Source organism: Acinetobacter uliginosus (assembly GCF_044130295.1).
Lineage (GTDB): Bacteria > Pseudomonadota > Gammaproteobacteria > Pseudomonadales > Moraxellaceae > Acinetobacter.
The window spans coordinates 1-26,804 of the sequence record NZ_JBIQOC010000029.1 but is presented as its reverse complement, the minus strand read 5'-3'; the positions used below and the strand labels follow the sequence as shown (position 1 = coordinate 26,804).

21 protein-coding genes and 2 pseudogenes are annotated in these 26,804 nt (G+C 40.8%); 6 read left to right on the top strand and 17 right to left on the bottom strand.

Annotated elements, in window-relative coordinates:
* Positions 1 to 10: 10 nt before the first annotated feature.
* The 17 genes from ACE01T_RS07590 to ACE01T_RS07510 form a co-directional block, all read right to left on the bottom strand.
* A complete protein-coding gene (locus tag ACE01T_RS07590) occupies positions 11 to 481 on the bottom strand; it encodes an arsenate reductase ArsC (protein ID WP_395519047.1) in 471 nt (156 codons plus the stop codon).
* A gap of 6 nt (positions 482 to 487) precedes the next feature.
* Entirely contained in the window at positions 488 to 808 is a 321-nt protein-coding gene (locus ACE01T_RS07585; RefSeq protein ID WP_395519045.1) for a metalloregulator ArsR/SmtB family transcription factor, read from the bottom strand.
* A 192-nt stretch (positions 809 to 1,000) separates the two neighbouring features.
* Complete coding sequence (locus ACE01T_RS07580; protein WP_300045903.1) at positions 1,001 to 1,240, bottom strand: thioredoxin family protein; 240 nt, start codon at positions 1,238 to 1,240, stop codon at positions 1,001 to 1,003.
* Between the two features lie 19 nt (positions 1,241 to 1,259).
* Positions 1,260 to 2,282: a permease gene (locus tag ACE01T_RS07575; RefSeq protein ID WP_395519044.1), complete on the bottom strand. Its 1,023-nt coding sequence runs from the start codon at positions 2,280 to 2,282 to the stop codon at positions 1,260 to 1,262.
* Entirely contained in the window at positions 2,283 to 2,570 is a 288-nt protein-coding gene (locus ACE01T_RS07570; RefSeq protein ID WP_395519043.1) for an ArsR/SmtB family transcription factor, read from the bottom strand.
* A gap of 116 nt (positions 2,571 to 2,686) precedes the next feature.
* Complete coding sequence (arsC, locus tag ACE01T_RS07565; RefSeq protein ID WP_395519042.1) at positions 2,687 to 3,121, bottom strand: arsenate reductase (glutaredoxin); 435 nt, start codon at positions 3,119 to 3,121, stop codon at positions 2,687 to 2,689.
* A 323-nt stretch (positions 3,122 to 3,444) separates the two neighbouring features.
* Positions 3,445 to 5,622, bottom strand: coding sequence for a TonB-dependent siderophore receptor (locus ACE01T_RS07560; protein ID WP_395519041.1), 2,178 nt, complete (start codon positions 5,620 to 5,622; stop codon positions 3,445 to 3,447).
* Positions 5,623 to 6,021: 399 nt separating this feature from the next.
* Entirely contained in the window at positions 6,022 to 6,579 is a 558-nt protein-coding gene (locus ACE01T_RS07555; protein WP_086197139.1) for a hypothetical protein, read from the bottom strand.
* A 792-nt stretch (positions 6,580 to 7,371) separates the two neighbouring features.
* Positions 7,372 to 7,974, bottom strand: coding sequence for a GTP cyclohydrolase II (gene ribA / locus ACE01T_RS07550; protein WP_180175023.1), 603 nt, complete (start codon positions 7,972 to 7,974; stop codon positions 7,372 to 7,374).
* Positions 7,975 to 8,463: 489 nt separating this feature from the next.
* Positions 8,464 to 9,273, bottom strand: a complete 810-nt coding sequence (locus ACE01T_RS07545) for an SDR family oxidoreductase (RefSeq protein WP_395519039.1) — start codon at positions 9,271 to 9,273, stop codon at positions 8,464 to 8,466.
* A 48-nt stretch (positions 9,274 to 9,321) separates the two neighbouring features.
* Entirely contained in the window at positions 9,322 to 10,155 is an 834-nt protein-coding gene (locus tag ACE01T_RS07540; protein ID WP_395519056.1) for a TauD/TfdA family dioxygenase, read from the bottom strand.
* Positions 10,156 to 10,189: 34 nt separating this feature from the next.
* On the bottom strand, positions 10,190 to 11,257 hold the full coding sequence (locus tag ACE01T_RS07535) for an RNA-guided endonuclease InsQ/TnpB family protein (protein WP_180082427.1): 1,068 nt from the start codon (positions 11,255 to 11,257) through the stop codon (positions 10,190 to 10,192).
* Between the two features lie 200 nt (positions 11,258 to 11,457).
* Positions 11,458 to 12,969: an AMP-binding protein gene (locus tag ACE01T_RS07530; protein ID WP_395519038.1), complete on the bottom strand. Its 1,512-nt coding sequence runs from the start codon at positions 12,967 to 12,969 to the stop codon at positions 11,458 to 11,460.
* A 30-nt stretch (positions 12,970 to 12,999) separates the two neighbouring features.
* Entirely contained in the window at positions 13,000 to 13,749 is a 750-nt protein-coding gene (locus ACE01T_RS07525) for a thermostable hemolysin (RefSeq protein ID WP_395519037.1), read from the bottom strand.
* 581 nt (positions 13,750 to 14,330) lie between these two features.
* Positions 14,331 to 14,474: a hypothetical protein gene (locus ACE01T_RS07520; RefSeq protein ID WP_180082423.1), complete on the bottom strand. Its 144-nt coding sequence runs from the start codon at positions 14,472 to 14,474 to the stop codon at positions 14,331 to 14,333.
* A gap of 292 nt (positions 14,475 to 14,766) precedes the next feature.
* Entirely contained in the window at positions 14,767 to 15,666 is a 900-nt protein-coding gene (locus ACE01T_RS07515; RefSeq protein ID WP_180082421.1) for a ParB/RepB/Spo0J family partition protein, read from the bottom strand.
* An 18-nt stretch (positions 15,667 to 15,684) separates the two neighbouring features.
* Complete coding sequence (locus tag ACE01T_RS07510) at positions 15,685 to 16,470, bottom strand: ParA family protein (RefSeq protein ID WP_166171951.1); 786 nt, start codon at positions 16,468 to 16,470, stop codon at positions 15,685 to 15,687.
* A gap of 907 nt (positions 16,471 to 17,377) precedes the next feature.
* Between ACE01T_RS07510 and ACE01T_RS07505 the strand changes: the two genes are divergently transcribed.
* The 6 genes and pseudogenes from ACE01T_RS07505 (at position 17,378) to ACE01T_RS07480 (ending at position 26,244) form a co-directional block, all read left to right on the top strand.
* Positions 17,378 to 18,547 carry a RepB family plasmid replication initiator protein gene (locus tag ACE01T_RS07505; protein WP_395519036.1) on the top strand — a complete coding sequence of 390 codons (1,170 nt, stop codon included), beginning with the start codon at positions 17,378 to 17,380 and terminating at the stop codon, positions 18,545 to 18,547.
* 234 nt (positions 18,548 to 18,781) lie between these two features.
* Positions 18,782 to 20,350 (top strand): type I restriction-modification system subunit M, encoded by a 1,569-nt coding sequence (locus ACE01T_RS07500; RefSeq protein WP_395519035.1) that lies wholly within the window; start codon positions 18,782 to 18,784, stop codon positions 20,348 to 20,350.
* A pseudogene (locus ACE01T_RS07495) lies at positions 20,350 to 20,868 on the top strand (restriction endonuclease subunit S domain-containing protein); the annotation flags it as partial. The gene ACE01T_RS07500 and the pseudogene ACE01T_RS07495, both read left to right, overlap by 1 nt.
* Positions 20,857 to 21,612: pseudogene (locus ACE01T_RS07490) on the top strand (restriction endonuclease subunit S); the annotation flags it as partial. The pseudogenes ACE01T_RS07495 and ACE01T_RS07490, both read left to right, overlap by 12 nt.
* Positions 21,613 to 21,622: 10 nt before the next feature.
* A complete protein-coding gene (locus tag ACE01T_RS07485; protein WP_395519033.1) occupies positions 21,623 to 23,275 on the top strand; it encodes an RNA/DNA-binding domain-containing protein in 1,653 nt (550 codons plus the stop codon).
* Between the two features lie 92 nt (positions 23,276 to 23,367).
* Entirely contained in the window at positions 23,368 to 26,244 is a 2,877-nt protein-coding gene (locus ACE01T_RS07480) for a type I restriction endonuclease subunit R (RefSeq protein WP_395519032.1), read from the top strand.
* Positions 26,245 to 26,804 lie beyond the last annotated feature (560 nt).

The following is a 26,804-nucleotide window of genomic DNA, read 5'->3' as shown; positions in this document are numbered from 1 at the left end:
ATCTGCTCGATTAAAGATGGGAAATTTGATTGATTGCAGCAATAAGCTCAGGACGGATCATTTTTTCGATATCCAAGGCAAATAAAGCATCCAGACGTTTATTGATGTGCTCTACCGTAGTCAAAAATGCCTGGAGTTTTTCTTCTTCAGCTAAGTCCAGGTGTGAAGGATCAGACAGGCCCCAATGTGCCTTGATTGCGCCCCCCAGATAAAGTGGGCAAGCTTCCTGTGCAGCTGAATCACAGACGGTAATCACCACTTCAGGCTCATATTGCTCACAGGCATCAATCGTTTTGCTGGATAAACCTTCAGTGGATAAACCCAAATTTTGCAAAGTCTTAATCGTCAAGGGATGCACCTGACCGGAAGGTTTGCTACCAGCACTGTAAGCCACCCAGCCTGCTGGCGCACGGCTGTTAAATAACACTTCAGACAGAATACTGCGGCAACTGTTGCCCGTGCACAAAAACAAAAATTTCATGAAAATTTACTCGCAATGGCTCTGAATCGACAGAGCGGAAGGATTAAATAAAACCGGAACATCACTACGTTTCAGCACCTCCAGAATTTCAAAACACCAGGCTGGTAATTGCGGATTGATGCTGTAATACACCCACTGGCTCTGCCGGCGATCGTTAAGCAACCCGCAAGAACGTAACAAGGCCAGATGCCGTGAAATTTTCGGCTGGCTTAACTGTAGTTTATCGGTCAGATCACAGACACATTGCTCTTTATTTTCAGCAATCAGCAGGACAATACTGAGACGTGTTTCATCAGATAAACATTTAAAAAACTGAACCTGGTCCATAGCTGCTCCCATTCTATTATGCAAATATATACATATCCATATATATAGTAAATAGTACAAGTTAAAAATTATATCTGGATCAGAATATCGCAGCCAGAAAGCGCTGGATTGAACAGTTTCCATCTTCTCCCAATATAGAAAAACCAGCGGCTTGAACCACTGGTTTCCTTCTCTACAACTTCAATTTTGAAGTTATTTATTTTTCTCGATCAGTTCTGCAACAGCCTGAGCTTCCAGAACTTTACCACTGGATACGATTTTATTGTCAATCATCAGCCCCGGAGTGCTTAACAGGCCGGTTTCGGCAATCTGCATCATATCCGTGACATACTCAATATCTGCTTGCATACCGGTAGTTTTGACGGCTTCTTCGGTTGCCGCCAGCAGTGCCTTACATTTACGGCAACCTGTACCTAAGACTTTAATTTTCATCTTTTATTCTCCACACGTTTTATAAAAACCAGTAACCCAAAGTATTCAGGCTATAACCTATAATCAAGATTCCCACAAAAACGATCCCTACAAACAGGCTCAGTAAACGGGTTTTCACCACTTGTTTTAACAGGATTAGGGATGGCAGGGAAAGTGCGGTGACCGCCATCATAAAGGCCAATACTGTACCTAGCCCCACACCTTTAGCTACCAAAGCTTCTGCAATTGGCAAGGTTCCAAAGATATCCGCATACATTGGTATGCCTACAATCGTGGCAATCAGTACGGAATACCAGTGTTCCTGACCGAGCAAGGCGGTAATCCACTGTTCCGGAATCCAGTTATGAATCGCTGCGCCGATCCCTACACCAATCAACACATATATCCAGACCTTGCTAAAAATTTCTACCACCTGTTCCCAGGCAAATGCACGCCGCTCTTTCGCGGTCATACTGAAATCTTCATCTTCTCCCGAAATCGCCTGATGATGGGTCACAAACTCAGCCACATACTTTTCCATTTTCAGATAGCTAATCAAGGAACCACCCAATACCGCCAGGACTAAACCCAGTAGTACATAGATCATGGCGATTTTCCAGTTAAAAATACTGGCCAATAAAATAATCGAAGCCAGATCGACTAACGGAGATGAAATCAGAAATGAAAAGGTCACCCCCACAGGCAATCCGGCACGGGTAAAACCGATAAACAGCGGAATGGAAGAACAGGAACAAAATGGCGTAATGGTGCCGAGTAAGGCCCCCATGATATTGGCTTTGATCCCGGTCATCCGGCCTAAAATCTGCCGGGTACGTTCAGGCGGAAAATAACTCTGGATATACGACAGGGTATAGATCAGGACCGAAAGCAGAATAAAGATCTTGAAGACATCATAGATAAAGAAGTGAATACTGCCACCAAGCCGGGTCGCAACCGATAAACCGAAGATATTTTCAACCAGCCAACGTACACCATCCGAGAGCCAGGTCATTTTAAGCAGCACATCATTCAGCCAAGCAAAGAGGGCAATTATTTGATCCATTTAAATCTGACGGTCTTGGGGGAATAATAGTGCTTGTGTAAATAAAGACAGTTCTTGAGCACGGATGGGATTCAGTGAATAGTGCATCCAGCGTCCGTCTTTTCTGCCTTTGACCAGACCCGATTCAGTCAAACACTTCATGTGGTGAGATAAGGTTGATTGACTAATCGACAGATTCTTGAGTAATTCACATGCACAACACTCCCCTGCCTGTAACATTTGCAAAATCTGAAGACGGGTCGTATCCGTCAAAACCTGATACAGGGAAACTGCTTGCTGATGATCCAATTCCTTTATCCATCAAGGACCTATTTCACCAGTATGTAAATTATATTGATCATCGTCAATGTATTTTCACAAAAAAAGCCCTAATCAAGTTAGGGCTTTTTGCTATCCAAGACGCTTTATTTCAGCCGATTGCCCTGTTCATCAATAATGAATTCACCGTCTTCTTTGGCAAATGCCTTTAATTGTGGCCAAGGCAGAATATCTAGCACCACTTCGGAGGGACGACATAAACGCGTTCCGAGCTCTGTGACTACCAACGGACGGTTGATCAGAATTGGATGTTGCAGCATGGCCTCAATCAGTTTCTCATCGCTCCAGCTAGCATCATCCAGATTCAGCTCTGTATAGGGATCGACATTTTTACGCAAGACTTCACGAACCGTTAAACCGGCGTCCCGAATCATATTGACCAACTGATCTTTAGAGGGTGGCGTAAGCAGATATTCAATCACTTCCGGCTCAATTCCCGCATTGCGAATTAAAGCCAGCGTATTACGTGACGTGCCACAGGCTGGGTTATGATAAATTTGGACTTTTGGCATTTGATCCATGAGCTTTATCCTTATAAATGAATCATGCATTTATATATGAATATACGTATATTCGCAATATGAAATATATCCATTTGTAGCATTCACCTGAGAATGAGTGTCTACAAACATTTGACGCCGCTTCCTAGTGCAGCCGTCTCATGTCTAGCATTGGATCAGGCTATAGTGAACTGTACCCTATAAGTGGAGCATGCTTGACTCAAACAGGTTCTACCGAATACTTACAGTTAATGAGCTGCTGATGAGTAGTAAAAGATATCCAAATAAAAAACTGCCTGAGCTAAACACTCAAACAGTTTTCTATAGCAAAATCTAAGATCGAATTAAAAATTTACAGTCCATGACAGTTGTGCGGTACGTGGTGCCCCAAGGAACAAATAGTCATCACCGAAGAAACTACCCGCATCTCGCCAGTATTTCTTATTGAACAGGTTATCTATGTTGAAGCGCAGCATATTGTCATAACCATAAGCCCGGAAGTTATAGCTTGTACCCGCATCAAATACGGTATAAGCAGGTACTTTTACGGTGCCTGTTTTGTTGGCATATTTACTGCTGCTGTACTGCATACCGGCCAATAAACGCCATCCCTCTACTTGCGGCACTTGATAAGACAGATGGCTGGCGAAGCGGACAGTGGGTACATTTTGAGTTTGATGACCCTGATATTCAGCTGTTTGTATTTCTGTGAGACGTGAACGGGTAAGTGCCAAAGTCGAGTTCAGATCTAGATTCTGACCTACGCGCCCTTGTAGACCAAGTTCCAGCCCCAGATTATGCTGCTCCCCCTCATTAACATAATAATTGTCTGAGTTGGTATATTGATTGTCTTGGGTTAAATCAAACACTGCCGCGGTAAAGAGTAACTTTTTCCACTGCTGCTTAATCCCCAATTCATACTGGGTGGAATGTACTGGCGCTAAAGTTACGCCAGCATTACCTTCGATACCTTTATCAGGATTACCCAGAGCATACCAAGGTGCCTGTCCACCATCACTCAAACCTTTGGCATAAGACGCATACAGATGGGTGTTTTCCACGGGCTGATACATCAAGGCCAGCTGCGGCAGGAAGCGAGTCAAATCGGTATCGCGGATGTTGTTGCCATTCGCATTATAAGCACTTTCATTGACATGCAAGAGTTTGCCACCCAGCAAAACGGACCACGCCTGATTGAAATCAATCTGGTCGAGTAAGTTCAAGGCCGTGTGCTGACTATCCAGTGATTTGTAATGATTGCCTAGAGTTCTGTCATTAGGGGGTACGATGATAGGATCACTATAAATATTTCCTGTACCTACCCAAACCATACTATTAGTAGCATCATATTGTGCATGCCGTTTATAGGTTTGTGACAGTTCCAGGCTAAGCGTATGTTGCCATGCTCCAGTGTTGAATTGACCATTGAGTCCAGCTTTAAGCTGATTGGTCAGATAGCTGTCATTCGGACTACGGAAATCATAAATATCATAGTTGCCATTTTGGTCAAAGGTATTACTTAAACCAAATCCCCACGGAAATGCCGAATAATCATCCACCGTCACACGGCTTTGCGAAGCAGCCAGATTAGCTGTCCAATTGTCATTGATCTGGTGAATATATTTTAAGCTGGTATTCAAACTTTCATTGGTCACCGGTTGGCTCCAGCTTTGATAACCCAGCAAACGGTCCCATTCAATGCCAGTGGGTACTGTTTTACCATCCAGCAACTGATAGCCAGGTACAGAGCGTTGACGTTGGCGCTGTGATTCGATATCAAATTCCAGTTTTGAACGATCCGAGATTTTCCAGTCTAAAGCCAAAGCACCAAACACACGCTTGCCATCGGCATGTTCCACATAAGGATGAATCTCTTCATGCGCCAAATTGACTCGATAACCAAACTGTTGATCTGCTCCAAGGAAACCGCCCAAGTCCGTTGCCAGGCGGTTGCCACCATGACTGTCGCCTTCAACAGTAAGTGAGTAAATGTTTTGGGGGCGTTTGGTCACATAGTTCACTACACCACCCGGGGTTGCCATGCCACTTTGAAGCGCACTGATCCCTTTTAAAATTTCGACCTGTTCTTTGTTTTCAAGCGCCACATTTTGCTCACCGCGCAGCAAGTGGCCATTGAGTAAATAGCTGGATCCCAGATTTAAGGCAAAACCACGCATAACAAAGTTCGGATAATAGCCAATCGGTGCATAGCCATCCCCTACTGCAGCGTCATTTTTAACTACATCCATCAGGGTTTTGGCGTGCTGATCAGCGATCTGCTCGGCTGTGATTGTGCTGAGCGATGCCGGAATTTCAGCCAGATTTTGCTGGCTAAGACCGTATAAATTCACCTTGGGTTGGTCATAGGCCGTTTGTGCAGTCACTGTGAGCTTTTCCAGTTGTGAGATCTCATTCTCATTTGCAGCATGTACCCATACCGGGCTTAAGCTTAAGCCTAGACATGAAAATGAACCCGCAGCCAGCAATGCTTTTTGTAAATGAGAAAATGAATACGTTTTCACAGTAGTTGTCCAACCCCAAAAGATAATCTTGCAGCATAAATTTGCGGGCATGAGTATTCACAATTTTCTCAGATTGAACAAGCATTTCTACACCATATCCGAGATTTTTTTATCATGCTTCCGATACGGCTTTTTAAACCAGGATTTTGGATTGGGTTTATCCCTCCACTATTCAGATTTAAACTGCAACTTGCTGTGAAAGGTTTACATCATTCATTCAGCCTGTTGAATACCGCCATACCTGCATATATCTGAGACCTGATTTGAGAATACTGAATCGCCTCGGACCAAGTTTGATTTTGGCCTGGTTTGTCTTTTGATTGGATTTAGCATTAAATCACAAGAACGGTATTGCTTAGCCTGTGCCTTTTATTCAAAGACAACAAGCTATTAGTTTTATTAAAGCCTGCGCTGTAAATCTAAATGATTCAGCTTACTATACTGCTGCTGCATATCATTAAATGCGTCAGAAAAACCAATTAATGAAACTTCATTCACAACCGGTTTAGCATTATGAGATACATTAAACTCGGTTTTTACCTCAAAGCCACGCTTGAACTGATCTATAATGGCTTGAGCGTCACGGTATAAACCCTCACGCGCCTGCAAAACACTATTATTATCTACTTTAAGTAGTGTAATAGAATTTCTTGCATGGTTTATGCCAACACTTAAGCTGTAAGAATCGTTCATACGCATTACCGTAATATGGTTTTTACGCATTGTGCAAATTTTAGTATTTTCACTACTCTTTACCCAGCATTGAATATCCCAGCTTGCACGTCCCAATAACCGATTTTCAGATTTTTCAAGAGAGTCATTTATATGCTGATAATCTACCTGTTGTATTAAATAGCCCAACCGATCATTCTTCATGCTTATAGTTGCAGCTCCTGCCGCATTTGCAATCGTTAAACCTAAAACTGCCCCAAATAAAATATAAGTATTATTTAACATTAGTCTATATAAAAAGCTAAATTCAGCACACTATAGCAAGCTTTTAGCCTTTCACATCTTATACATTAATTTTATTTACTAAATTAAAAATCCATGATCCATTATTTTTATATTATCCATTGTCTTGTCAATGTATGAGATTTAAAGCTAGCGTTCAGATGAAGAGGGTATCTTTTTAATTTTATAGTTTTTAACTTTTAAACTAAAGATAATACCTTTAAGAGTGTTATAGGCGGTTGTCTCTCAATCAGGTAAAGGTTTTTTTGGAATAAAAAATGCAATATGAATATAGATTTCAGAAGTTAAACCAATCAGCAAGGTTTTTTAACCGCCTTATTTCCATAAAATAAAGCTTTAGAATATGTGATATATAAAAGATCTCTTTCATAAATCAAAAATTAAGCTATTTGTTGTTGATTATTTGTACCGTAGAATTTTTAACATTCATGCATAATTTTTAGATGAAATACATCGACTCAAAACAGCTTTCTGAAACACAGCTTAAGCGATTATGAGCATCTCATGGTAAACGTTTTATTTAATGGTTGAGCAATTGCATAAGCATGTTCTAGCTAAAGGCAGACTACCCAAATTACACCTGGAGGATCAGATTCTGCTTTATCTAGGATAATAGGAGCAGTCCAATCATCTACTTAAGTACTAAGCTGTGGTACTGAAAGCTTTGTCTAGGCAAAGCTTTCTCGATTAAAGTCAAAATCAGAATTTCTGTCATCCTCATCTATTTTCAACAGAAACAATAAGAAGAGTTAAAATGTTTAGGCTTAAGCTAGGCTAAAAATCACTGTTTTCATACAGATGTGACATACGCTTCTGCTTTGTTTCTAAATAAGCTTTATTAAAATGATTTAAGCCTACCGTCAAGGGAACGCGGCTAACCACATTAATTCCTAAATCAGTCAGTGCCCTGATTTTAAGTGGATTATTTGTAACCAACTGGACATCTTTAATTTTTAGGTAATCCAGCATAATGCTACACATGTCATACTGCCGGGCATCTGCAGGTAAATTTAACAACAGATTGGCATCAAGCGTATCATGACCTTGATCTTGCAGTGCATATGCCCGGATTTTATTGGTCAATCCTATTCCACGACCTTCCTGACGTAGGTACAAGATCACCCCTTGCCCCGCGTCGTTAATCATTTTCATGGTTGCATGTAATTGTGGACCACAATCACATTTTAATGAACCAAAAGCGTCTCCTGTGAGACACTCAGAATGCATTCTGACTAATACGGGTTTTACAGGAGCCGTTTCTAATCCTTGAGCAAGAGCAATATGTTCTTCACCCGTGGTCGGATCTTGAAATGCTAGAATCTCAAAATTACCAAAAGCAGTTGGTAATTTAGATTTAGAAACAAATTGTATCACCACTGATTCATCCAATTAGATTTTAAGAGCCAGTAAAAACACTGTTCATCAAAAAATAAAAGATCGGTCATATCAATTAAATTAAGACGGGTTCAGTATTTTCGTGTCTTCGAAATATTATATTTCGGATTTGATCATAGTGATTTTAAAGTGAATTTTATGTGAACTCCGAGAACATCTTGTTCACATTTTAAACCGCTCTAGACCAGCAAAAAAAACTACGGATTGAATGCTTGCCTCCTATCAGCATATTTGCTGTCAATGAGTATAACCTGTCCACTTTTGTCCGGAGCGTTTTGCAATCAGTCTAGCTGATATATTCCAACACCTACTGCATCATACTTTTGATCCCTGCTTTAACCTCACTCATCAGTCAACACAGCTGGTCAAAGTTGAATATTAAGTCGTCTAATCCCAAACCAAAATTTAAGCAGGCTTTAAATCAAGCCTGTGACCGTACACCAAGAGAGCCGAAATAAAGACTTCAAAACCTCATCCCCCTTTTTGTTTATCTGCATATTGGCAAATAGTATCCAGATCTTTCTGAAGAGAATTGGCCACGATATTTGGCAGGACTTGATTGACCTTGACGAAGATTTTCTCGGGATAGCCGACCTGATAGGACTGACAGTCTTTCTGCAGGAATTGATAAAATTCCTGTGCTACAAATTCTGGTGTATCAATATGCGTACCCAGCCGGATATTCATTTCAACCACATCAGGATTGTTCATTTCGGTATTGGTGGCCCGCGGCGAGAAATAGCGAAATTTGAGCGGGGTCTTGCTGTATTCTCGTGCCAAGGCTTCAGTCGCGCCACGTAGGGCAAATTTGCTGGCACAATAGCTGACATAGCCCGGATAGCCGATACTGCCTAAAGTAGAGCCGATATGAATCATCTGGCTCGGCTGAGTTTTCGACATCAGTGGAATGATGCCTTGGAGCAGTTGCAATGGATAGACCACATTGATCAGCATCATCTGTTCCATGGTGTCCTGTGACTGCTGAGAGAACAGGCTGAAATCGTTAATGCCGGCATTGTTAATATAATAGTGAATCGGGGTATTCAGCGCGGCCAGCGCATGAATCAGCTCATCGCGGCTGTGCTGCTCAGCCAGGTCACAGCGGATCACATGCAGTTGTACCTGCGGATAATGCTGTAGCAATTTTTCACGCAACTGCTGCAAAGCCTGCTGATTGCGTCCGACTAAGACCAGATTCAGGCCATTTTTCCCCAGAATATTTGCAATGGCCTGACCAATGCCACCAGTTGCACCAAGAAGGACTGCGGTTAAATTAGACATAGATCATTTCTCTTTCTGTTAAGTTTTTAATGTGATGTAGCATCCTGCTTAAAAGGCAGTATCTAAGCCCAGCCCCATACAAATATACAGCTTACGCTGTTCAAGTGGCACCAGTATTTCACGTCGACCATGCATAAAACGTTTGTTGTCGATAATCACTAGATCACTATCCTGCCAGTCAATTTCCGAGGTCTCGTTTTCACAGCGCTCTGCCAGTTCAGCCAGCAAATCGGGGCTGATTTCTGAACCATCCGCAAAATGAAAACGGGGTTTTTCATAATTATAAGAAGGCCCCAGCAAGGTGTTGGCAAAGGCCAGAACCCCCTTGAGATTGTCATGACGGACCATATTCATGCTTAAATGGTACTGCACGCCTTCAGCATCTGCGGGGCTGATGCATTGTCCGGGCAGCATCTTGATAAAACGCTCTAGCTCCTGCTGCCCGACCTGTTCAGCATTCTCAATATTTAGCGCAGTTGCCACATACTTTTGCCAGATCGGCTTGGGTAAATAACGGCTGATGGTCATCGGCTCGGCAAATTTCTGCTTGAGAGCATCTGGTAGATTTTTCCAGACCTCATGCCCATCACATAAGGTGGTCTGCGAGCCACGCGAAGCACTTTTTTCACTAAAAAAGGCGATGATGTCGGGTGGCAGCGGGGTACTGTCATTTTCAATATGTAGCCCCATGGCCTGCGTACCAGCATCGACTTTCTGCGACTGACGAGTAATGTTTTCCCGGGTGGGGTCATAGGTCAGCCGCTGGTATAGACCATTCATGAGTTCACTAAAAGATGTCACGTCATAGTGTTCATGTCTCAACAAGACCCAACCCTGTTCTATCAGACGCTGTTTGATCTGTGCATGAGTCGTGCTTAAAATCTGTGATGCAATATTCTTGACATTCTCCCGCCACCTACGCTTTCGCTAGGTGGGGGATTCCTACTGCTAGACGCTCATGCCCGAGCGCAAGAATGACTTTGGAACTATTAATGTCCCGTTGATGAGTGATACCGCACTCACATTGCCACTCTCTTATTCGCAAATCTGCTCTACCTTTCGGACTGTTGCTTGAGATTTTCATACAACTCGAACAGATTTGGGTGGTATAGGCTTCATTGACTTCTTCAAACAATACACTTGCGTTCTCGCATTTATACTTGAGCATTGTTTTGAGTGCTGAAAACCCTGTATCTAAAACAGACTTTGCCATTTTGGTTTTTACAAGTTTTTTGGCACTCAGATCGCCAACAACAATCAGTGCATTTCCCTTGACAAGCATGGTGCTTGCCTTGTGCAAATGGTCTTTACGACAATTCGCAATCTTGGCGTGTAATGCACGAACACGTTTTTTGTTCTTGGCTCTTTGAGCTATCCCTAATTTCTGCTCATACTTTTGATAGAATTTCGGATTACTGATGACAGTGCCATCAGAACAGGTCGCAATATCTTTTAAGCCTAAATCAATGCCTATGGCTTTGGTCGCTGTCGGTTTGACTTGCTTTGGTGCATCCACCACCAGACACACATACCAACGGCCACGACTATCCTCAACGAATAAACCTGTCTTAACGCTGTACTGACTTAAACCGTAACTGTCCCAAACCTTGAACTGATGCTTGCCGTACTGAACGTATCCATCAGCATACTTGATGGCAACTTTCTTGAACGGTATCCATCCGAGTGATCGTCTTGCTGATTTCTTATTGCTGACACGCCATCTAAGTTTTGCTTTTTTGAACTGTTTTCTACGTGTGACCAATTCTTCGGTGACAGCCTGAATAGTTTGGCTATGTAAATCACACTCTTTTGATGTGCCTTTGGTATATTTAGCAATATCGTAAGCACTGAGAAATTCACCTTTTCTCTTGAGGTGTTTAAACCCTAAATCATTCACATAATTCCAGACAAAATTAACCTCAGATGCCAATTGGTCTAGCACCTTGCAATGTTTGTCTTTAATACGCAATTTAAGGGTTTTCATGTGCTTATATTAATATTTTGATGGATTTTAAAAAACCATTAATCAAACTTGAACGACATTTCATGTCGTGTCGCTTATATCCCCCACCCTTGCGAAGCGATGCTTCTCAGGTGGGGGTTTTACGCTTCATTTAGATAAGTTTACTCTCTGCTGCTGTACATGGGTCTGTGGTTCACGTGGGCATGCACAGAAAATATGGGTTAATTTGCTGTCAATTCAGCCTGAAAATGCTGCTGGATCTGCTGCCTGCGCAACTTTCCATTATCGGTCAGCATCTGGTTACTCAGGGAAAATGGCTCGGGAGCACGACACCAGCGTTTAATCTGGGCATAATCAGGCATTCGAGCATTGGCTCTCTCGATTGCCACTGCAAGCCGTTGCTCGGAAGTGGAATCATCGGCATAAATCACAGCAGACAGATACAGCTGTTCCTCCCCGAAAATGACAATCTGCTGAATTTCAGGTTCGGTTAGACTGTTGGACTCCACCCATTCTGGGGAAATATTGCGTCCAAAACTGCTGACAATTATCTGCTTGATGCGCCCGGTAATGTATAAATAGCCGTCTTCATCAAAATAGCCAGCATCGCCAGTATGAATATAGGGAGTGGCTACCAAGTCGTTGACATAACCCAGCATGGCATTGCCTTTGACCACTACTTCGCTGTTAGCCGCAATCTCAACCTCGACATGCGGCAGAACCCGACCTACACTGCCAACCCGGCGTGCACCCGGCAGATTCAGACTGACTACCGAGGCACACTCGGACAGGCCATACCCCTCATAGACTGGAAGTTTTAGCTGCTGGCACTGTTGAAGAAAATCGGCAGATACTTTCCCGCCACCAACGGCAATAAATTTCAGCGTACTGAGACCTGTACTGCCGTATTCAGTGCTATATTCCACAATAGCTTTCAACATTTGCGGCAGTAAAATCACACTTTCAATTTGATAAGTCTGCACAGCATTTACAAAACGCTGTACATTAAAAGTATGATTAGAGACCAGTCCAAACTGACTCACCTCATCTATGACCACTGAACGTCCCATATTGAGTGCGACATAAATCCCGGCAATATTTTCCAGTAAAGTGGCAAATGGAATCAGGCATAAATGCCGTCCAAGCTGGCTGCTGGCCAGTGCCTGACTTAGAGAATGGGTAATTGACTCAATAGTGTCTTCCGCCAGACATACCCCTTTCGGCGTTCCAGTACTGCCCGAGGTATAGGTAATTTTTGCCAACCGCCGGGATTGATAAGGAAGCAAGCCCTGGTGCTGTGTTTGATGCTGTGCTAAACGAAAAAACCGAGCATACATATCGACAGATACAGAGACCTCATGCTTGCCTATTTCATCGACTAATTCCATTAGCCACTGTGGTGCATCCTCTGTTTTTTCACTTACCATGCAAAGCAGGTCTGCCTGACTGTCTTGTAACAAATGACGAACCTGTTCTTTGGTAAAAAACAAGGGAATAGGAATTACGGTCACACCAGCTAACTGGGCTGCGAGATCAATGATAATCCAATCCACACTATTCACGCCCCAGAGTGCCAGACGTTGAATATTTAGCTTGATTAACTCGGCACGAAGCTGTTCAACCAGACTTTTCAGCTCGGCATAGTTAATTGTATCCACGTCAGTAACAATGGCTTCACGTCCCGGATCTTGCTGGGCATAGGCTGAAATGGCCTTAAATAAATGATTCATCATTTTAAAATTCCGTATATCTACCAGGACGAACTACTGGTCAATTGATTCAGAGAAACTGTAAGACTGCTGAGTAACCTGCAATGCTGCTGCCACATCAATCGCCAATACATAAGGTTTCTGCTGGTAGTAATTGCCCCATTGAAGTTTTGCTTCCCCCAACACTTCAGGGTCGGCTTTTTCAATGACATGAAACTGCAACCCCATTTTTTGCAATACATAACGAACCGCTGCAGTACCGGTACACACGGCCCAATCAATATTTTTTTGCGATAAATGAAACACCAGAAAAGCCACCATCAATTTGGCTTTATCCATATCCAAAGCTGCCAAATTGCCAATCTCAACAATCTGCGGTCTTTGCACTGGTACATTACTTAATTGAGTGAGTATCTGTTCAATCGACGCATCTAGATACCGTTCAAGAAAAGCATCTACCGTGCTTAAATGCTCCATACCAATCACGACCTGCATCTCAGTCCCAACATAACCGGCAAACAGGGTAGAAGAAAATTCACAGACTGAGGCCTGATGGACTTGGCGGTATTTCTCACGGATAAAGTTTTCCAACATGTTCCGTTCAGCGATCTCGCTTCGTTGCACGGTTTTCACCACGAGTCGAAGTGATGAATTTTTTAAGACCACAACAGAAGAAATAGAATAATTTTTTTGTTCTAAAAGTTTCTGATTATTGATGTTTTTTTTAACTTTTAATGGATGGGTATTGCGATCCAGATAGTAGGTTTTACTAAATGAACGATCATCCAAATTGAATTTCATCATTCTCTTTTCACCACGCATAAACAGCTTGGTGATCACCTTAGGTCTGTAAACTTAAAAAACACTTAACACTATCGAAGGCGTATTTTTAAGCAATTTCAGGCTTGAAAAGTTGAGCTATAGAATGAATCATGATCAAATTAAAACGAATTATGCATCGCGACATCAGCACTTATCTTTGATTTTTAAACGGGTAGTTTAAAATCTCAATCATGTTATTTTTATCACTTAACGTTTTGTTGTTTCTGCTTTATTAAGTAAAAGGGTATGCATCTGGAAAACAAAAATCGGAGCTTAAATCATTCTAAACTTCGAACAAGGTAACAACATTTCTGATGAATGAACATCAAGATGAAATATGGAAAAAATACAGTGTGCTTTAAAATGATAGCCCCCATAATTCTTGTTGCTGTTTAGTAAAATTGTTCCCTTAATATGTAATCAAATAATTATCAGATACCTTTTCTCCCCAGAAAAGCGTTTCCCATCTCACTTATAGCCCCCTAACCCGAATAGTGAGCTAAATATGGATTGAGAGCTAAATCTATATTATGTAGTGCTCATGTATTCATATAATTAGAACTTTATTTCAGGACTTTTTTGATTTTACTGATCAATGCATTGGCAAACTCATAATCATCAAAATCAATATTGATCACCTCTTTATTTCCCTGACTCATTGACAAGGTTTTAATCTGCACTGAAAAAGTATTTGATTCAAGTGGCATAATTTCTGCTGAAACAATATGGTGAGCATTAAGAAAAAATCTTTTTAAATTGAATTAACATTTTATTTTCGAATAAAAAACCAGAAATTTATAGCATCTGAATTCAAAAAATATATAAATACTTCAAATTTAAATACTAAGCATGATTTTTTTAGTCACCCATTTTTCTTAAGCTATTTAAATTCTGATTGAGTCAATAATCGTTTAGTTTGAGTACTGCTTATCCTGATTTAGGTGCTAATTGTTCACGACTTAATGAAAAAGGTGTAGCAATTTGCTACACCTTTTTCTATTACTGATTTAGCATTTTTTTCAACAGGTTTTCCAGCTCCTGTAAGTTTTGATCATCAAATTCACTTATCTTTAATGATACTTTTAAAGTATTGTGATCAAACTTGATATTGCCAGCGACTTTCCCCTCATATTCGATTTTATGCACGATTGACGTTTTAATGGGTTGTTTGGTTTCTTTCGATTTGAGAATTTTTTCTGCCAATACTGCCAGTTTTGTTTGCTCTACTTCTTTTTTCAGTAATTTCGCCCAGGCTTCTAGCAGTGCTTTTTTAGCATTGCTGTAATTTTCTTCATAATCGGAGAGAAACTTTTTGACTGCTGTTGCGGCAGTTCGTGCCAGCAATGCCGGTTGTTGCTCTAAATCTTCAATCAGCTCTTGAGGTAATTTTTCGAAAGATAAATATTTATACATATCTTCCCGGTTCATGCCTAAGGATTTTGCCAGTTTTTGCTTGTTCTTTTTTAGTTTCTCATCCAGTGAACTTAAGCCCACATAAATTTCATAATCAGTTAAGTCTTCCCGTTTTAGGTTTTCCGCTAGCGTTAACAGTGCTACTTCTTCATCAGATGCATCAATCACAATCACTTCAATGGTGTTTTTATTGAGAATTTGATGCGCTTTCAAGCGTCTTTCACCAGCGATTAATTCATATTTGTCATGGATCCGTCGCACTGCAATTGGTTGTAACAAGCCAATTTCTTCAATCGATGCTGCCAAGTCTTCTATATCTTGTGGATTAAATATTTTTCTTGGCTGATTTGGGCTTGGCTGGATATCTGTAATTTGTACATTACGACGCAATTCTTTCACATCATTAACATGCTCTTGCTGAGCTTGTTGATGCTTTTGAGTATTTTGCTGTAAACGTTGTGCCAGCAATTCTTTTGTACTTACCATAATATTCTCAGCAGGCTTTTATTCAACACGATTGATGATTTCTTTGGCTAAATCTTGGAAAGCTTTACGAACTTTAGCGTTTTTATCTACACTGAATAAAGGCTGTTGCAAAATTGCGGCCTGATTCACTTTAGTACTCATTGGGATGGTGGTTTTTAACAGTTCACCGACTTGGCTTAAAGCTTCATCTCTAATCAATTTACAGACGTTTTGACGTTCATCATGTTTAATCAACAAGGCGCCTAAAAGTTTTAACTCAGGATTGACCCGTCTGATTTTACTTAAATGGTTAATCAAGTCAGTTACTCCATACAAGCCATATTGTGAACCTGACTCAATTGGTACCATCACATGGGTAGAGGCTGCCAATGCATTACTGGTGAGCAGTTTTAGGCTTGGAGGACAGTCAATCAGGATGAAGTCATACAATCCTTTTAATAATTCCAACTTATTGGAGAGTTCTTCAGATGGTCTTGGGGCATCATCTTTGAGTTGATCTTCAGCTTTACCTAAATTGAGTGAACCATAAATTAAAGAAACGTTTTTGAAATTGGTTTCTTCTTCCAGGGCATCCGATAATAGGTTTAAATCACCCAGTAGTAATTCAGCCGACGTGGTTTCAACTTCACTTGGATGTCTTGATCCGATATGTAAGCTTGCATTGGCCTGAGGATCTAAATCTATCACCAATACTTTATTACCCAAGTCGGCTAGTTCAGACGCTAGATGAACGACTGTGGTTGTTTTTCCACAACCACCTTTATGATTTGCCACTGCAATGATTTTAGTTGACCGAGTTGTCATAATTATCCTCACTTGAGTTATTGTAATATAAAGAACTTTGTAGCAAGTTGCTACACCTTGTTGAGCTTAGTTTGAAGTTATAATCTGATTATGAATAAAAAACAAACAAATTGATTTTTTTATAAAATATAGCTAGCTAATTATAATTAGTATTAATTAATACTAATTAGTTAATTATAATTAGAGCACTTTTTTATTTTTTAAAATCAATATCTTATAGATTTTAAAGTGGAAGATTTGTCACCGAAAAGTGGAAGGTTTGTCACTAAAAGGTGGAAGACTTGTCACTGAAAGGTGGAAGACTTGTCACTGAAAGGTGGAAGGTCTGTCACTGAAAGGTGGAAGGTCTGTCACTATGGTGGAAGGCTTGTCACTGGTTTAAAAAAAAAAACTTAAATTTATCTTACAAAATTATTTAAATTCAATATTTTAATCTGTTGATAAGTTGAATTATTTGACCTTAAAGGTGGAAAGCTTGTCATTTTGATATTTTTATCCTGTGGATAAACTGTTTGTTGCTAATTTCATCAAGGCGACTGTACATTTTCACTTCTGGACTGGCTAAAAGTGGAAGCTTTGTCACTATTAAGGTGTATTTTTTATTATGTTTTCCACTTTAATGGCAAGATTAGGACATTTTTTCCCCTTTTATAAGATTATAAAATGTCTGGGAAATATTAAAAGTGGAAGCTTTGTCACTAAAAGGTGGATTTTTTATATTATTTTCCACTTCATGTTTAAAAAGTGGTTTAAATGGCAAAATAGCGTGACAAGCTTTCCACCCTTAGCTTTGGATTTGCTTGCTTCCTGTCCAAGTATCGCTTTGCCTGAGTTAAAATGGTGGATAATTTGCATTAGATTCCACTTTTGTGTATAACATGTAGAAAATAACTTTTATTTTCCACTGATGAACAAGCTGAATGAACAAGAAGAAATAGAATATTTACCATATTGTATTGGCAATATTCGACATAATGGCGTGGTCAGCACCAGCAACCGCCTGATCCGGCCGATTGAACTGTCATCCAATGAGTATAAAGCGCTACTTTATGCGATGGCGGTGGCGAATTATGGGGAAAAAAATAATCAAGATCGTGAAATTACCGAACAAACCTATATTTATTTGCATAAAGATGATTTAGGCGAATTGCTGGGTTTGGATAAAAAGAACTCTATTAATGTCGCGATTGACCGGATCTATAAAGAGCTGTCCTCCCGGGTGGCCCATTTTGTGATTGAAGAACCGGTAGATGAAAGCAAGCGCAAGGTAAAAAAAGTCCATTCAGTGGTCCCGATTATTCGAGAGCTGCGTTGGGAAGATGATGCGAAAAATGCCTTGCAGATCCGTTTTACCAGCGAAGTGCTGCCTTATTTTACCCGTCTGGCAAGCGGCAATTTTACCACTTACCAATTAAAGGATTTATTTGCTTTAGACTCGGTAACCAGTATGAGCCTGTATTCCTACTTTATTAAAAACGAGTTCAAATATGCCAATCAAGACGCCTATGAAGTTGAACTGTCCCTAGAAAATATCAAGGCTTTAACCGACATTGGCGAGAAGAAATATGATCGTTGGGTCGACTTCAGACGTTATGTGCTGGATAAGATTGTGGAAGAAATTAATCAAAGAACCAGCCTCAAACTCGAATATGACACTATCAAGAAAGGTCGTCCTGTTGTCGGGGTGCGCTTTAAAATTGTGAATGGACATACTGAAAAGGTGATCCCGCACAGCAACGAAAAGACCCAGATCTACCTGGATGTCGATTTTGATGATAATGCCATTGTGAAAGAGTTGGGGGCAAAGTTCGATCTGACAGTGCGTTCCTGGTATATCTATGCCAATGATCCGAATTATAAACAGTTCAGCAAATGGTTTAAGATCGAAGGCTGCCTCACCGATTCACAGGCCAACGTGATTGTGAACGATATTATGTTTCAAATGGATTTTGCTGTGGCGGGTGCCTCCATGAGTGATTTCAAGAAAGAGATGAAATATAAGCTGAAAAATGATCCCAATTTCGTGCAGGAAAATCGCGAACGTTTGAATGAGATTTTTGGTAAAGAAATTATTTAAAAAGTGTAGCAACTTACTACAGCTTTTATGGCAAGGCTTCAAGCCAGATTTTTGGGCCAGTACTGATTTAAAGCGTGTAGCAACTTGCTACAACATTTATCATCTGTCTCGCATTTCAATGCAATATTTGAAAAAGTACAATCAAAGCGAAAAGTGATGTCACATCGCGCTGAAAGCTTTTGATCATTAAGCTAAACTATACTTATTGTTAAAAATTAAACTGATGGATTCTGCATGACCCAGGTACAACTGCAACAGCTACAAAAACAACTTTGGAATATTGCCAATACTTTGCGCGGCACCATGGGGGCAGATGAATTCCGGGATTACATTCTGGGTTTTATTTTCTTTAAATATTTATCGGAAAAGTCGGTTAATTTTGCTAATGAATTGCTAGATGGCGAAGACCTCAGTTTTCTTGAGCTGGATGAAAACCATCCTGAGCATGTGCCTTATATCGAAGAAATCAAAAAGAATGCCATTGCCGAAGTCGGTTATGCGCTGACGCCAAAACAGCTATTCCATACCTTAGCTGAGCGTGGTCGTCAGGGCGAGTTTATTCTGGATGATTTAACTGCGACTTTAAAATCGATTGAACAAAGTACTTTAGGCACCGACTCTGCCGATGACTTTGCCAACCTGTTTAAAGATCTGGATCTGAATTCGACTAAGCTGGGCAATAATGCCAGTGACCGTAATGAACTGGTAGCGAAAGTCCTCAGTCATTTAGACGACATTGATTTTGATATTTCCAATACTGAAGCCGATGTACTGGGTGATGCTTACGAATACCTGATTGGTGAGTTTGCATCAGGTGCGGGCAAGAAAGCTGGTGAGTTCTATACCCCGCAAACGGTATCGACTTTACTGGCTAAAATTGTCACCCAAGGCAAAGAGCGTTTACGTTCAGTGTATGACCCAACCTGCGGTTCGGGTTCTTTGTTGCTGCGGGTAAAACGTGAAGTCAAAGATGTGGATATGATTTATGGTCAGGAGATGAACCGTACCACTTATAACTTGGCGCGCATGAACATGATTCTGCATGATGTACATTTTGCCAAGTTCGACATCAAGCAGGAAAACACTTTAACCCGTCCGCAGCATTTAGAGCACAAGTTTGATGCGGTGGTGGCCAATCCGCCATTTTCAGCCAACTGGTCAGCCGATCCTTTATTTCTACAGGATGAACGTTTTGCCGCTTATGGCAAACTGGCGCCAAGTTCCAAAGCCGATATGGCTTTTGTCCAGCATATGCTTTATCAACTGGATGATAACGGCACGATGGCGGTGGTGTTACCGCATGGCGTATTATTCCGTGGTTCCAGTGAGGGCGTTATTCGTCAGTACCTGATTGAACAGTTGAATGTGGTGGATACGATTATTGGTTTACCGGCCAATATTTTCTATGGCACCTCGATTCCGACCTGTATTTTGGTGTTGAAGAAAAACCGTGAGCATACTGGCAATATTCTGTTTATTGATGCCAGTAACGGTTTTGAAAAGCAGAAGAATCAAAACAAGTTATTGCCTGAGCATTTGGACCATATTATTGCGGCTTTTGAAAAGCGCCAAGACATTGAAAAATACGCGCATGTAGCAACTTTACAAGAAGTTAAAGACAACGATTACAACCTGAATATTCCGCGTTATGTGGATACCTTTGAAGCGGAAGCCGAGATTGATCTGGATGCAATTGCTCAGCAGTTACAGGCTTTGGAACAAGACAGCCAAAAGACCGATGCGGTAATTGCGGATTTCTGCAAAGAGCTTGGGATTGCTTCGCCTTTTACAGAGGTGAAGTAATGACTGCGCCAAAGTTAAGATTTAAAGAGTTTGATAGTGACTGGTCTAAGGTTAAGTTAAAAGAATTGGTGATATCTTTAGATGCGGGCGTTTCTGTAAATGGTGAAGATGTAGATGTCACTGAAGATGATTTTTCTGTTCTGAAAACGAGCTGTGTTTCTTTAGGTGTTTTTAATGCAAATGAACGAAAACTAGTTAATTTAGAAAACGAGATTCAAAGACTAAAAGAGCCTTTACTAGATAATTCACTTGTTATGAATCGTAGTAATACACCTTTATTGGTTGGATCATCTGCGTTTATTAAGAAAGCTCCGAAAAATACATATTTATCAGATAAATTGTGGCAAATCAAAGTTAATGATAAGGCTGATATTAGATGGTTGTCGTTTCATTTATCATCTGAAACTACTCTAATAAAACTAAGAGATATGGCAACAGGCACAAGTAATAGTATGAAGAATATTACTAAGTCTGATGTACTAAACTTTGAATTAAGTGCCCCATCAAAACAAGAACAAACCAAAATCGCTTCTTTTCTTTCCGCTGTAGATGAAAAGGTTAGTCAACTCACGCAAAAACATCAGCTACTGAGCCAATATAAACAAGGCATGATGCAAAAGCTGTTTAGCCAGCAGATTCGTTTTAAAGCGGATGATGGTAGTGAGTTTGGGGAATTTAAACAGAAGTGCATAAAAGATCTTAATCTTTACATTTCTGATGGAAACTATGGGGAGCTTTATCCAATAGCATCACAGTTTGAAACTGTGGGGATCCCTTTCATTCGGGCTAATAACATTAAGAACCTCAGAATTACTAATGATGATATGAGATTTATTGATGAAGATCTGAACAGAGTATTGGTTAGTGGGCATCTTAAAGAAAATGACATTTTAGTTACAACTAGAGGTGATATTGGAATGTTAGCTTTAGTTGATAAGCAACATGAGAACTCCAATATTAACGCTCAAATTTGCTTGTTAAGAGTATTGAATAGTAAGGAACTAGATTCTTTATATTTGCTTTATTTTCTTCATAGTAGTTTTGGTCAAAAACAATTCAAAGAACTACAAACAGGTACTGCATTAAAACAACTGCCAAAGAAAAATTTGAATCAAATTATTGTGTTAATCCCTTGCCTTGAAGAACAAACCAAAATCGCTAATTTCTTATCTGCGATTGACCAAAAAATTGAAGTGGTTGCACAGCAAATTGAACAGGCTAAAACTTGGAAAAAAGGCTTGTTGCAGCAGATGTTTGTGTAGGGGGGAAAGCATGACAGATTATTTTAAAAATCTTGTGCAACAGCTCTTAAATGAACCCAATGAACAGGAATGGTTAGAGTTTAAAGAAAACTATCATGGTCCAGAGGAGATTGGTGAGCGTATTTCGGCTTTATCCAATGGAGCCTGTTTATGTAGCAAACGTTACGGTTACTTGATTTTTGGTATCAAAGACGATGACCAGACCATTGTGGGTACAACCTTTGAACCCAAAAAACAAAAAGCCAAAGGCAATGAAGATTTAGAATTTTGGCTACTGACCCGTTTGAATCCACGTATAGATTTTAAAATTCATGAACTTGATTTTGATGATAAAAAAGTCATTTTATTTGAAATACCCGCCACAAGTGGATCACCTGTGAGTTTTCTTCATGAGGCTTATATTCGTGTGGGTAGTTACACTAAAAAATTGAAAGACTATCCAGAAAAAGCCAAAAAAATATGGCAAAGCATGTCTACAGACTGGAGTGCTGAAATTTGTCCAGAGGCCACGATTCACGATTTAGATCCAGTTGCAATTACCACTGCACGACAGTTATTTATCCGTAAAAACCCGCGCTTGGCTGCAGAAGTCCCACAATGGGATGACGCCACCTTTTTAAATAAAGCCCGGATCACGATCCAAGGCAAAATTACACATACAGCGATAGTTTTATTGGGGTTACCGGAATCTGCACATTTCCTTAATCCTGCTGTGGCCCAGATTACCTGGATTTTAAAAGGGGTAGATGGTATTGAAAAAGACTATCAACACTTCTATACCCCTTTTCTGCTGGCAGTAGATGAGGTGTATCACAAAATCCGTAATCTTAAATATCGCTACTTGGTTGATGGCACCTTGTTTCCTGAAGAAGTCGATCAATACGATCCATATATCATACGAGAAGCCCTCAGTAATGCGATCGCACACCAGGACTATCGTTTGGGTGGACGAATTACCATTGTAGAAAAAGAAGACTCCACACTGACCTTTCAGAATTATGGCAGCTTTCTTCCAGTATCGATTGAAAATGTCATTTTAGGGGATACACCCGAGCAAAAGTATCGTAATACATTTTTAGTCAATGCCATGATGCAGTTGAATCTGATTGATACCATTGGCAGCGGTATTCGAAGAATGTTTTTGAAACAACGAGAAAAGTTTTTCCCGATGCCAGATTACACTTTAGACAATAATCGTGTTCAGGTGAAAATCACAGGAAAAGTCCTGAGTATTGACTACGCGAGAAAACTCGCTGAGCTTCCAGATCTTTCTTTGACCAATATTATTGCTTTAGATCAGGTTCAAAAAAATCAATTGATTAGCGATGATGATGCTGTGGAATTAAGAAAGAAAGGCTTAATTGAAGGAAGAAAGCCCAACTATTGTATTTCAGCCGATGTTGCCGAACATACAGATCAAAAAACCGAATATTTAGAAATGCGTGGATTAGATGATCAGCATTATCAGGGACTGATTTTGGAATATTTAAAAAAGTTTGGTCAAGCAAAGCGTTCTGAGTTAGAAAAACTATTGCTCGATAAGTTACCTCAAGTTTTAGATGAATCAAAAAAAATTAATAGAATTAGGAATTTAATGCAAAAAATGCGGTTAAATGGCTTAATTAAAACAGAAGGGAAAACTTGGAAAATAGCTAAGAAATAGCTAAAAATGACTAAACTTAGCTAAAAATAACTAAGTTTAGTCATTTTTGTATATAAGTATTTGTTAAATATATATTTAAGTAAGAGAAAATAATGACAGTACAAAGCGAATATCAACTTGAAAACGAACTGATTGGCCAGCTGCAACAATTGGGTTATGCCTCAGTGACGCTCAAGGATGAAGTCCAGCTACTGTCTAACCTGAAAACCCAGATTGAACGTGCCAATGGTCTTGCGCCACTGTCAGAAACTGAGTGGAAGCAGGTCATCAGCTTTTTAAATACCGTAACAGTATTTGAACGCGCCAAGAATCTGCGCGATCTGTTCCCGGTCAAGTTTGATGATGGTACAAGTAAACACATCTTTTTCCTGTCCGATGACCCCAGCAAAAACATCTATCAGGTCACCAACCAGATCACGATTGACCACCGTGACTATAATGGCCGTACCAGCCGTTTTGATGTGACCTTATTGGTCAATGGTCTGCCACTAGTTCAGATCGAGCTGAAAAAGCGCGGCATGGAAATCGCCGAAGCCTTTAACCAGACCCAGCGCTATACGCGTGAAGCCTATTGGGCCGGACAGGGCCTGTTTGGCTTTATTCAGCTGTTTGTGATCAGTAATGGCACCAATACCCGTTACTACTCCAACGGCACGACTGGCATTGAGTTCGCCTTTCCTTGGGCTGATGTCAGCAACAAACATATCAATGAAATTGTCGACTTTGCCGACGCTTTTCTCAATCAGCAGCATCTGACCCAAATGCTGACCCAGTACATGGTCATGCTGGAAACCACGAAAAGCCTGATGGTGCTGCGTCCCTATCAGATCTATGCAGTACAGAAAATTGTCCAGCAGGTACAAAACTCAAATCAGAACGGCTATATCTGGCATACCACCGGTTCAGGCAAGACCCTGACCTCGTTTAAAGCCAGTCAGATCATCATACAAATGCCGGACGTGGAAAAAGTCCTGTTTGTGGTGGACAGGAACGACCTGGACACGCAAACCTCACGCGAATTTAATGCCTTTAAAGCCGAAAGTGTCGACAGCACCGATAGCACGCATACTTTGGTCAAGCAGCTGGATCAGCGGCATGACAAACTGATTGTCACTACCATTCAAAAGCTCAATCGCGCCATCAGCACGGATCGCTATCTGGAATACATTGATTATCTCAAAGACCAGAAAGTGGTGTTTATCTTTGATGAATGTCATCGCAGCCAGTTTGGTGAGACCCATCAGAATATCAAGAAGTTCTTTGGCAATGCCCAGATGTTTGGCTTTACTGGAACGCCGATCTTTGAGGAAAACAGCCAGTCTAAAGCCGGCCTGAAACTCACTACAGATTACCTGTTCAATGAATGCCTGCACCAATATGTGATTGTCGATGCGATCCGTGACCGTAACGTGTTGCAGTTCCAGATTGATTACCGGGGTAAATACACGGCCAAGGGCATGCAGCACAACCTCGATTATGATGATGAGGTCGAAGGGATTGATACCCGGGAGCTATATGACAATCCGCAGCGTCTGGAAATGATTGCGCGCTATATTGTCGAGACGCATGATACCAAAACCCGTAATCGTGAATTCACGGCGATGTTCTGTGTCAGTTCAGTCGATACCTTAACCCAGTACTATGAACTGTTTGAAAAGGTTCAGGCCGAGAAACAGCAGCAGGATGAAGAGCAGGGCAGGTTATTTAAACCGCTGACCATTGCGACGATTTTCTCCTATGCCGCCAATGAAGCCGTGCCGGTGGATGAACAGAACGGGCTGATCCATGAAGAAGCGGCAGATATCCCGAGCCAGATCAATCCGTCCAGCCGTGACAAGCTGGATCGCTATATTGCCCAGTACAACCAGCAGTTTAAAACTAACTATAATTCTGGTGATCAGTTCTATGCCTATTACCGTGACATTGCCGATCGGGTCAAAAAGAAACAGATTGATATCCTGCTTGTGGTGAATATGTTTCTGACCGGTTTTGATTCCAAGCCATTGAATACGCTGTATGTCGACAAGAACCTGAAATACCATGGTCTGATTCAGGCATTCTCGCGAACCAACCGCGTCTTTAACGACAAAAAACCTTTCGGCAACATCATCTGTTTCCGTAACCTGAAACGCGCCACCGATGAAGCACTGGCATTATTTTCCAATAAAGAAGCGCAAAAAGTAGTACTGGTGCCAAGTTATGAAGAAATTCAGCAGGACTATGAAGTGGCAGTACAGAAGCTACTAAATATTACCTCTGATTATCAAAGTGTCGACGAGCTCATCACTGAAGATCAGCAGCTGGCGTTCATTAAAGCCTTTCGAGAAGTGATGCGTTACAACGCCCAGCTGCAAACCTTTATTGAATATGATCAGGACCAGACTGCACTGGATAAACAGCATTTTGCCAACTTTGCGTCCAAGTATGCCGATCTATGTCGTGATGTACGCAAGACCACTAAAAAAGAAAAAGTGTCGGTACTGGACGATGTCGATTTTCAGCTGGACTTACTGCACAGTGACCGGATCAATGTTGGTTATATCATTAACCTGTTACAGCTGGCCGTCAATAGCGGGGACGAGCAGAAGCGCAAAAAGTATGAAGCTCAGGTCTATGACCTGATTGGCAATGAAATCACCCTGTATGACAAGCAGGAGCTGATCCAGAAGTTTATTGAAGAAAACCTGCCCAAGATGATCAATGGCCAGAGCGTACAAACGGCCTTTGCTCAGTTCTGGGATGCTGAAAAAGAACAGGCCTATCAGCATCTCTGTAAAGAGGAAAATCTTAAACCAGAAGCAATGAAAACCGTCCTGGAGCATTATGAGTTCACCAAACGCTTGCCACGCAAGGAAGAATTGAAAGACTTGCCAAATTACAAGGTTAAGCTGTTTGAACGGGAGAACGTGTTTAGCAATCTGCTTGTGAAAACGCGGCAGCTGATTGAAAAGTTTTATATCGGGTTGTAAAAGCAAACAGCGATGTGATCTGACAGGATAAAATTTGAGCTAGTCAAGATCATGCCTGATCAGAGATCGTATTTAACCGATGGATTTATGCTTATGAAAAAAGAAAGGAAATGATCATATACCCATGATGTACCTTGGCTTTTTCTCTGGTAAATAGCCTAAGTATGAGACCTAACTATTCAGCTCATAAATCCGAAATAGTTGGTCAAAGGGTATTAATATCTTTGAGAACAACTGAATAACGCCATTGAAATTGGAGGCTATCTTAGGTCTATTTTGCAGGTTTAGCTAAGTTTTAATTTCTATTCAATAACTTGTCGTGATTTTACTGAGTAGCTTATGCATCGGCACACTCAAACCCGAGGTTGAAAAAATAGCATGCATCGACTTTATTAGACATAAATTTATTAACTTATTTATCAAATGTATTATAAAATATAAATATAGTCACAATATGAACCGTACCGGGTTTGTCGGAGACCAACTTTCCTGAGAGAATGTTCCGATGAAAAAACCAAAATATACCCCTGAAATCAGAGATAGAGCGGTTCAATTATTGA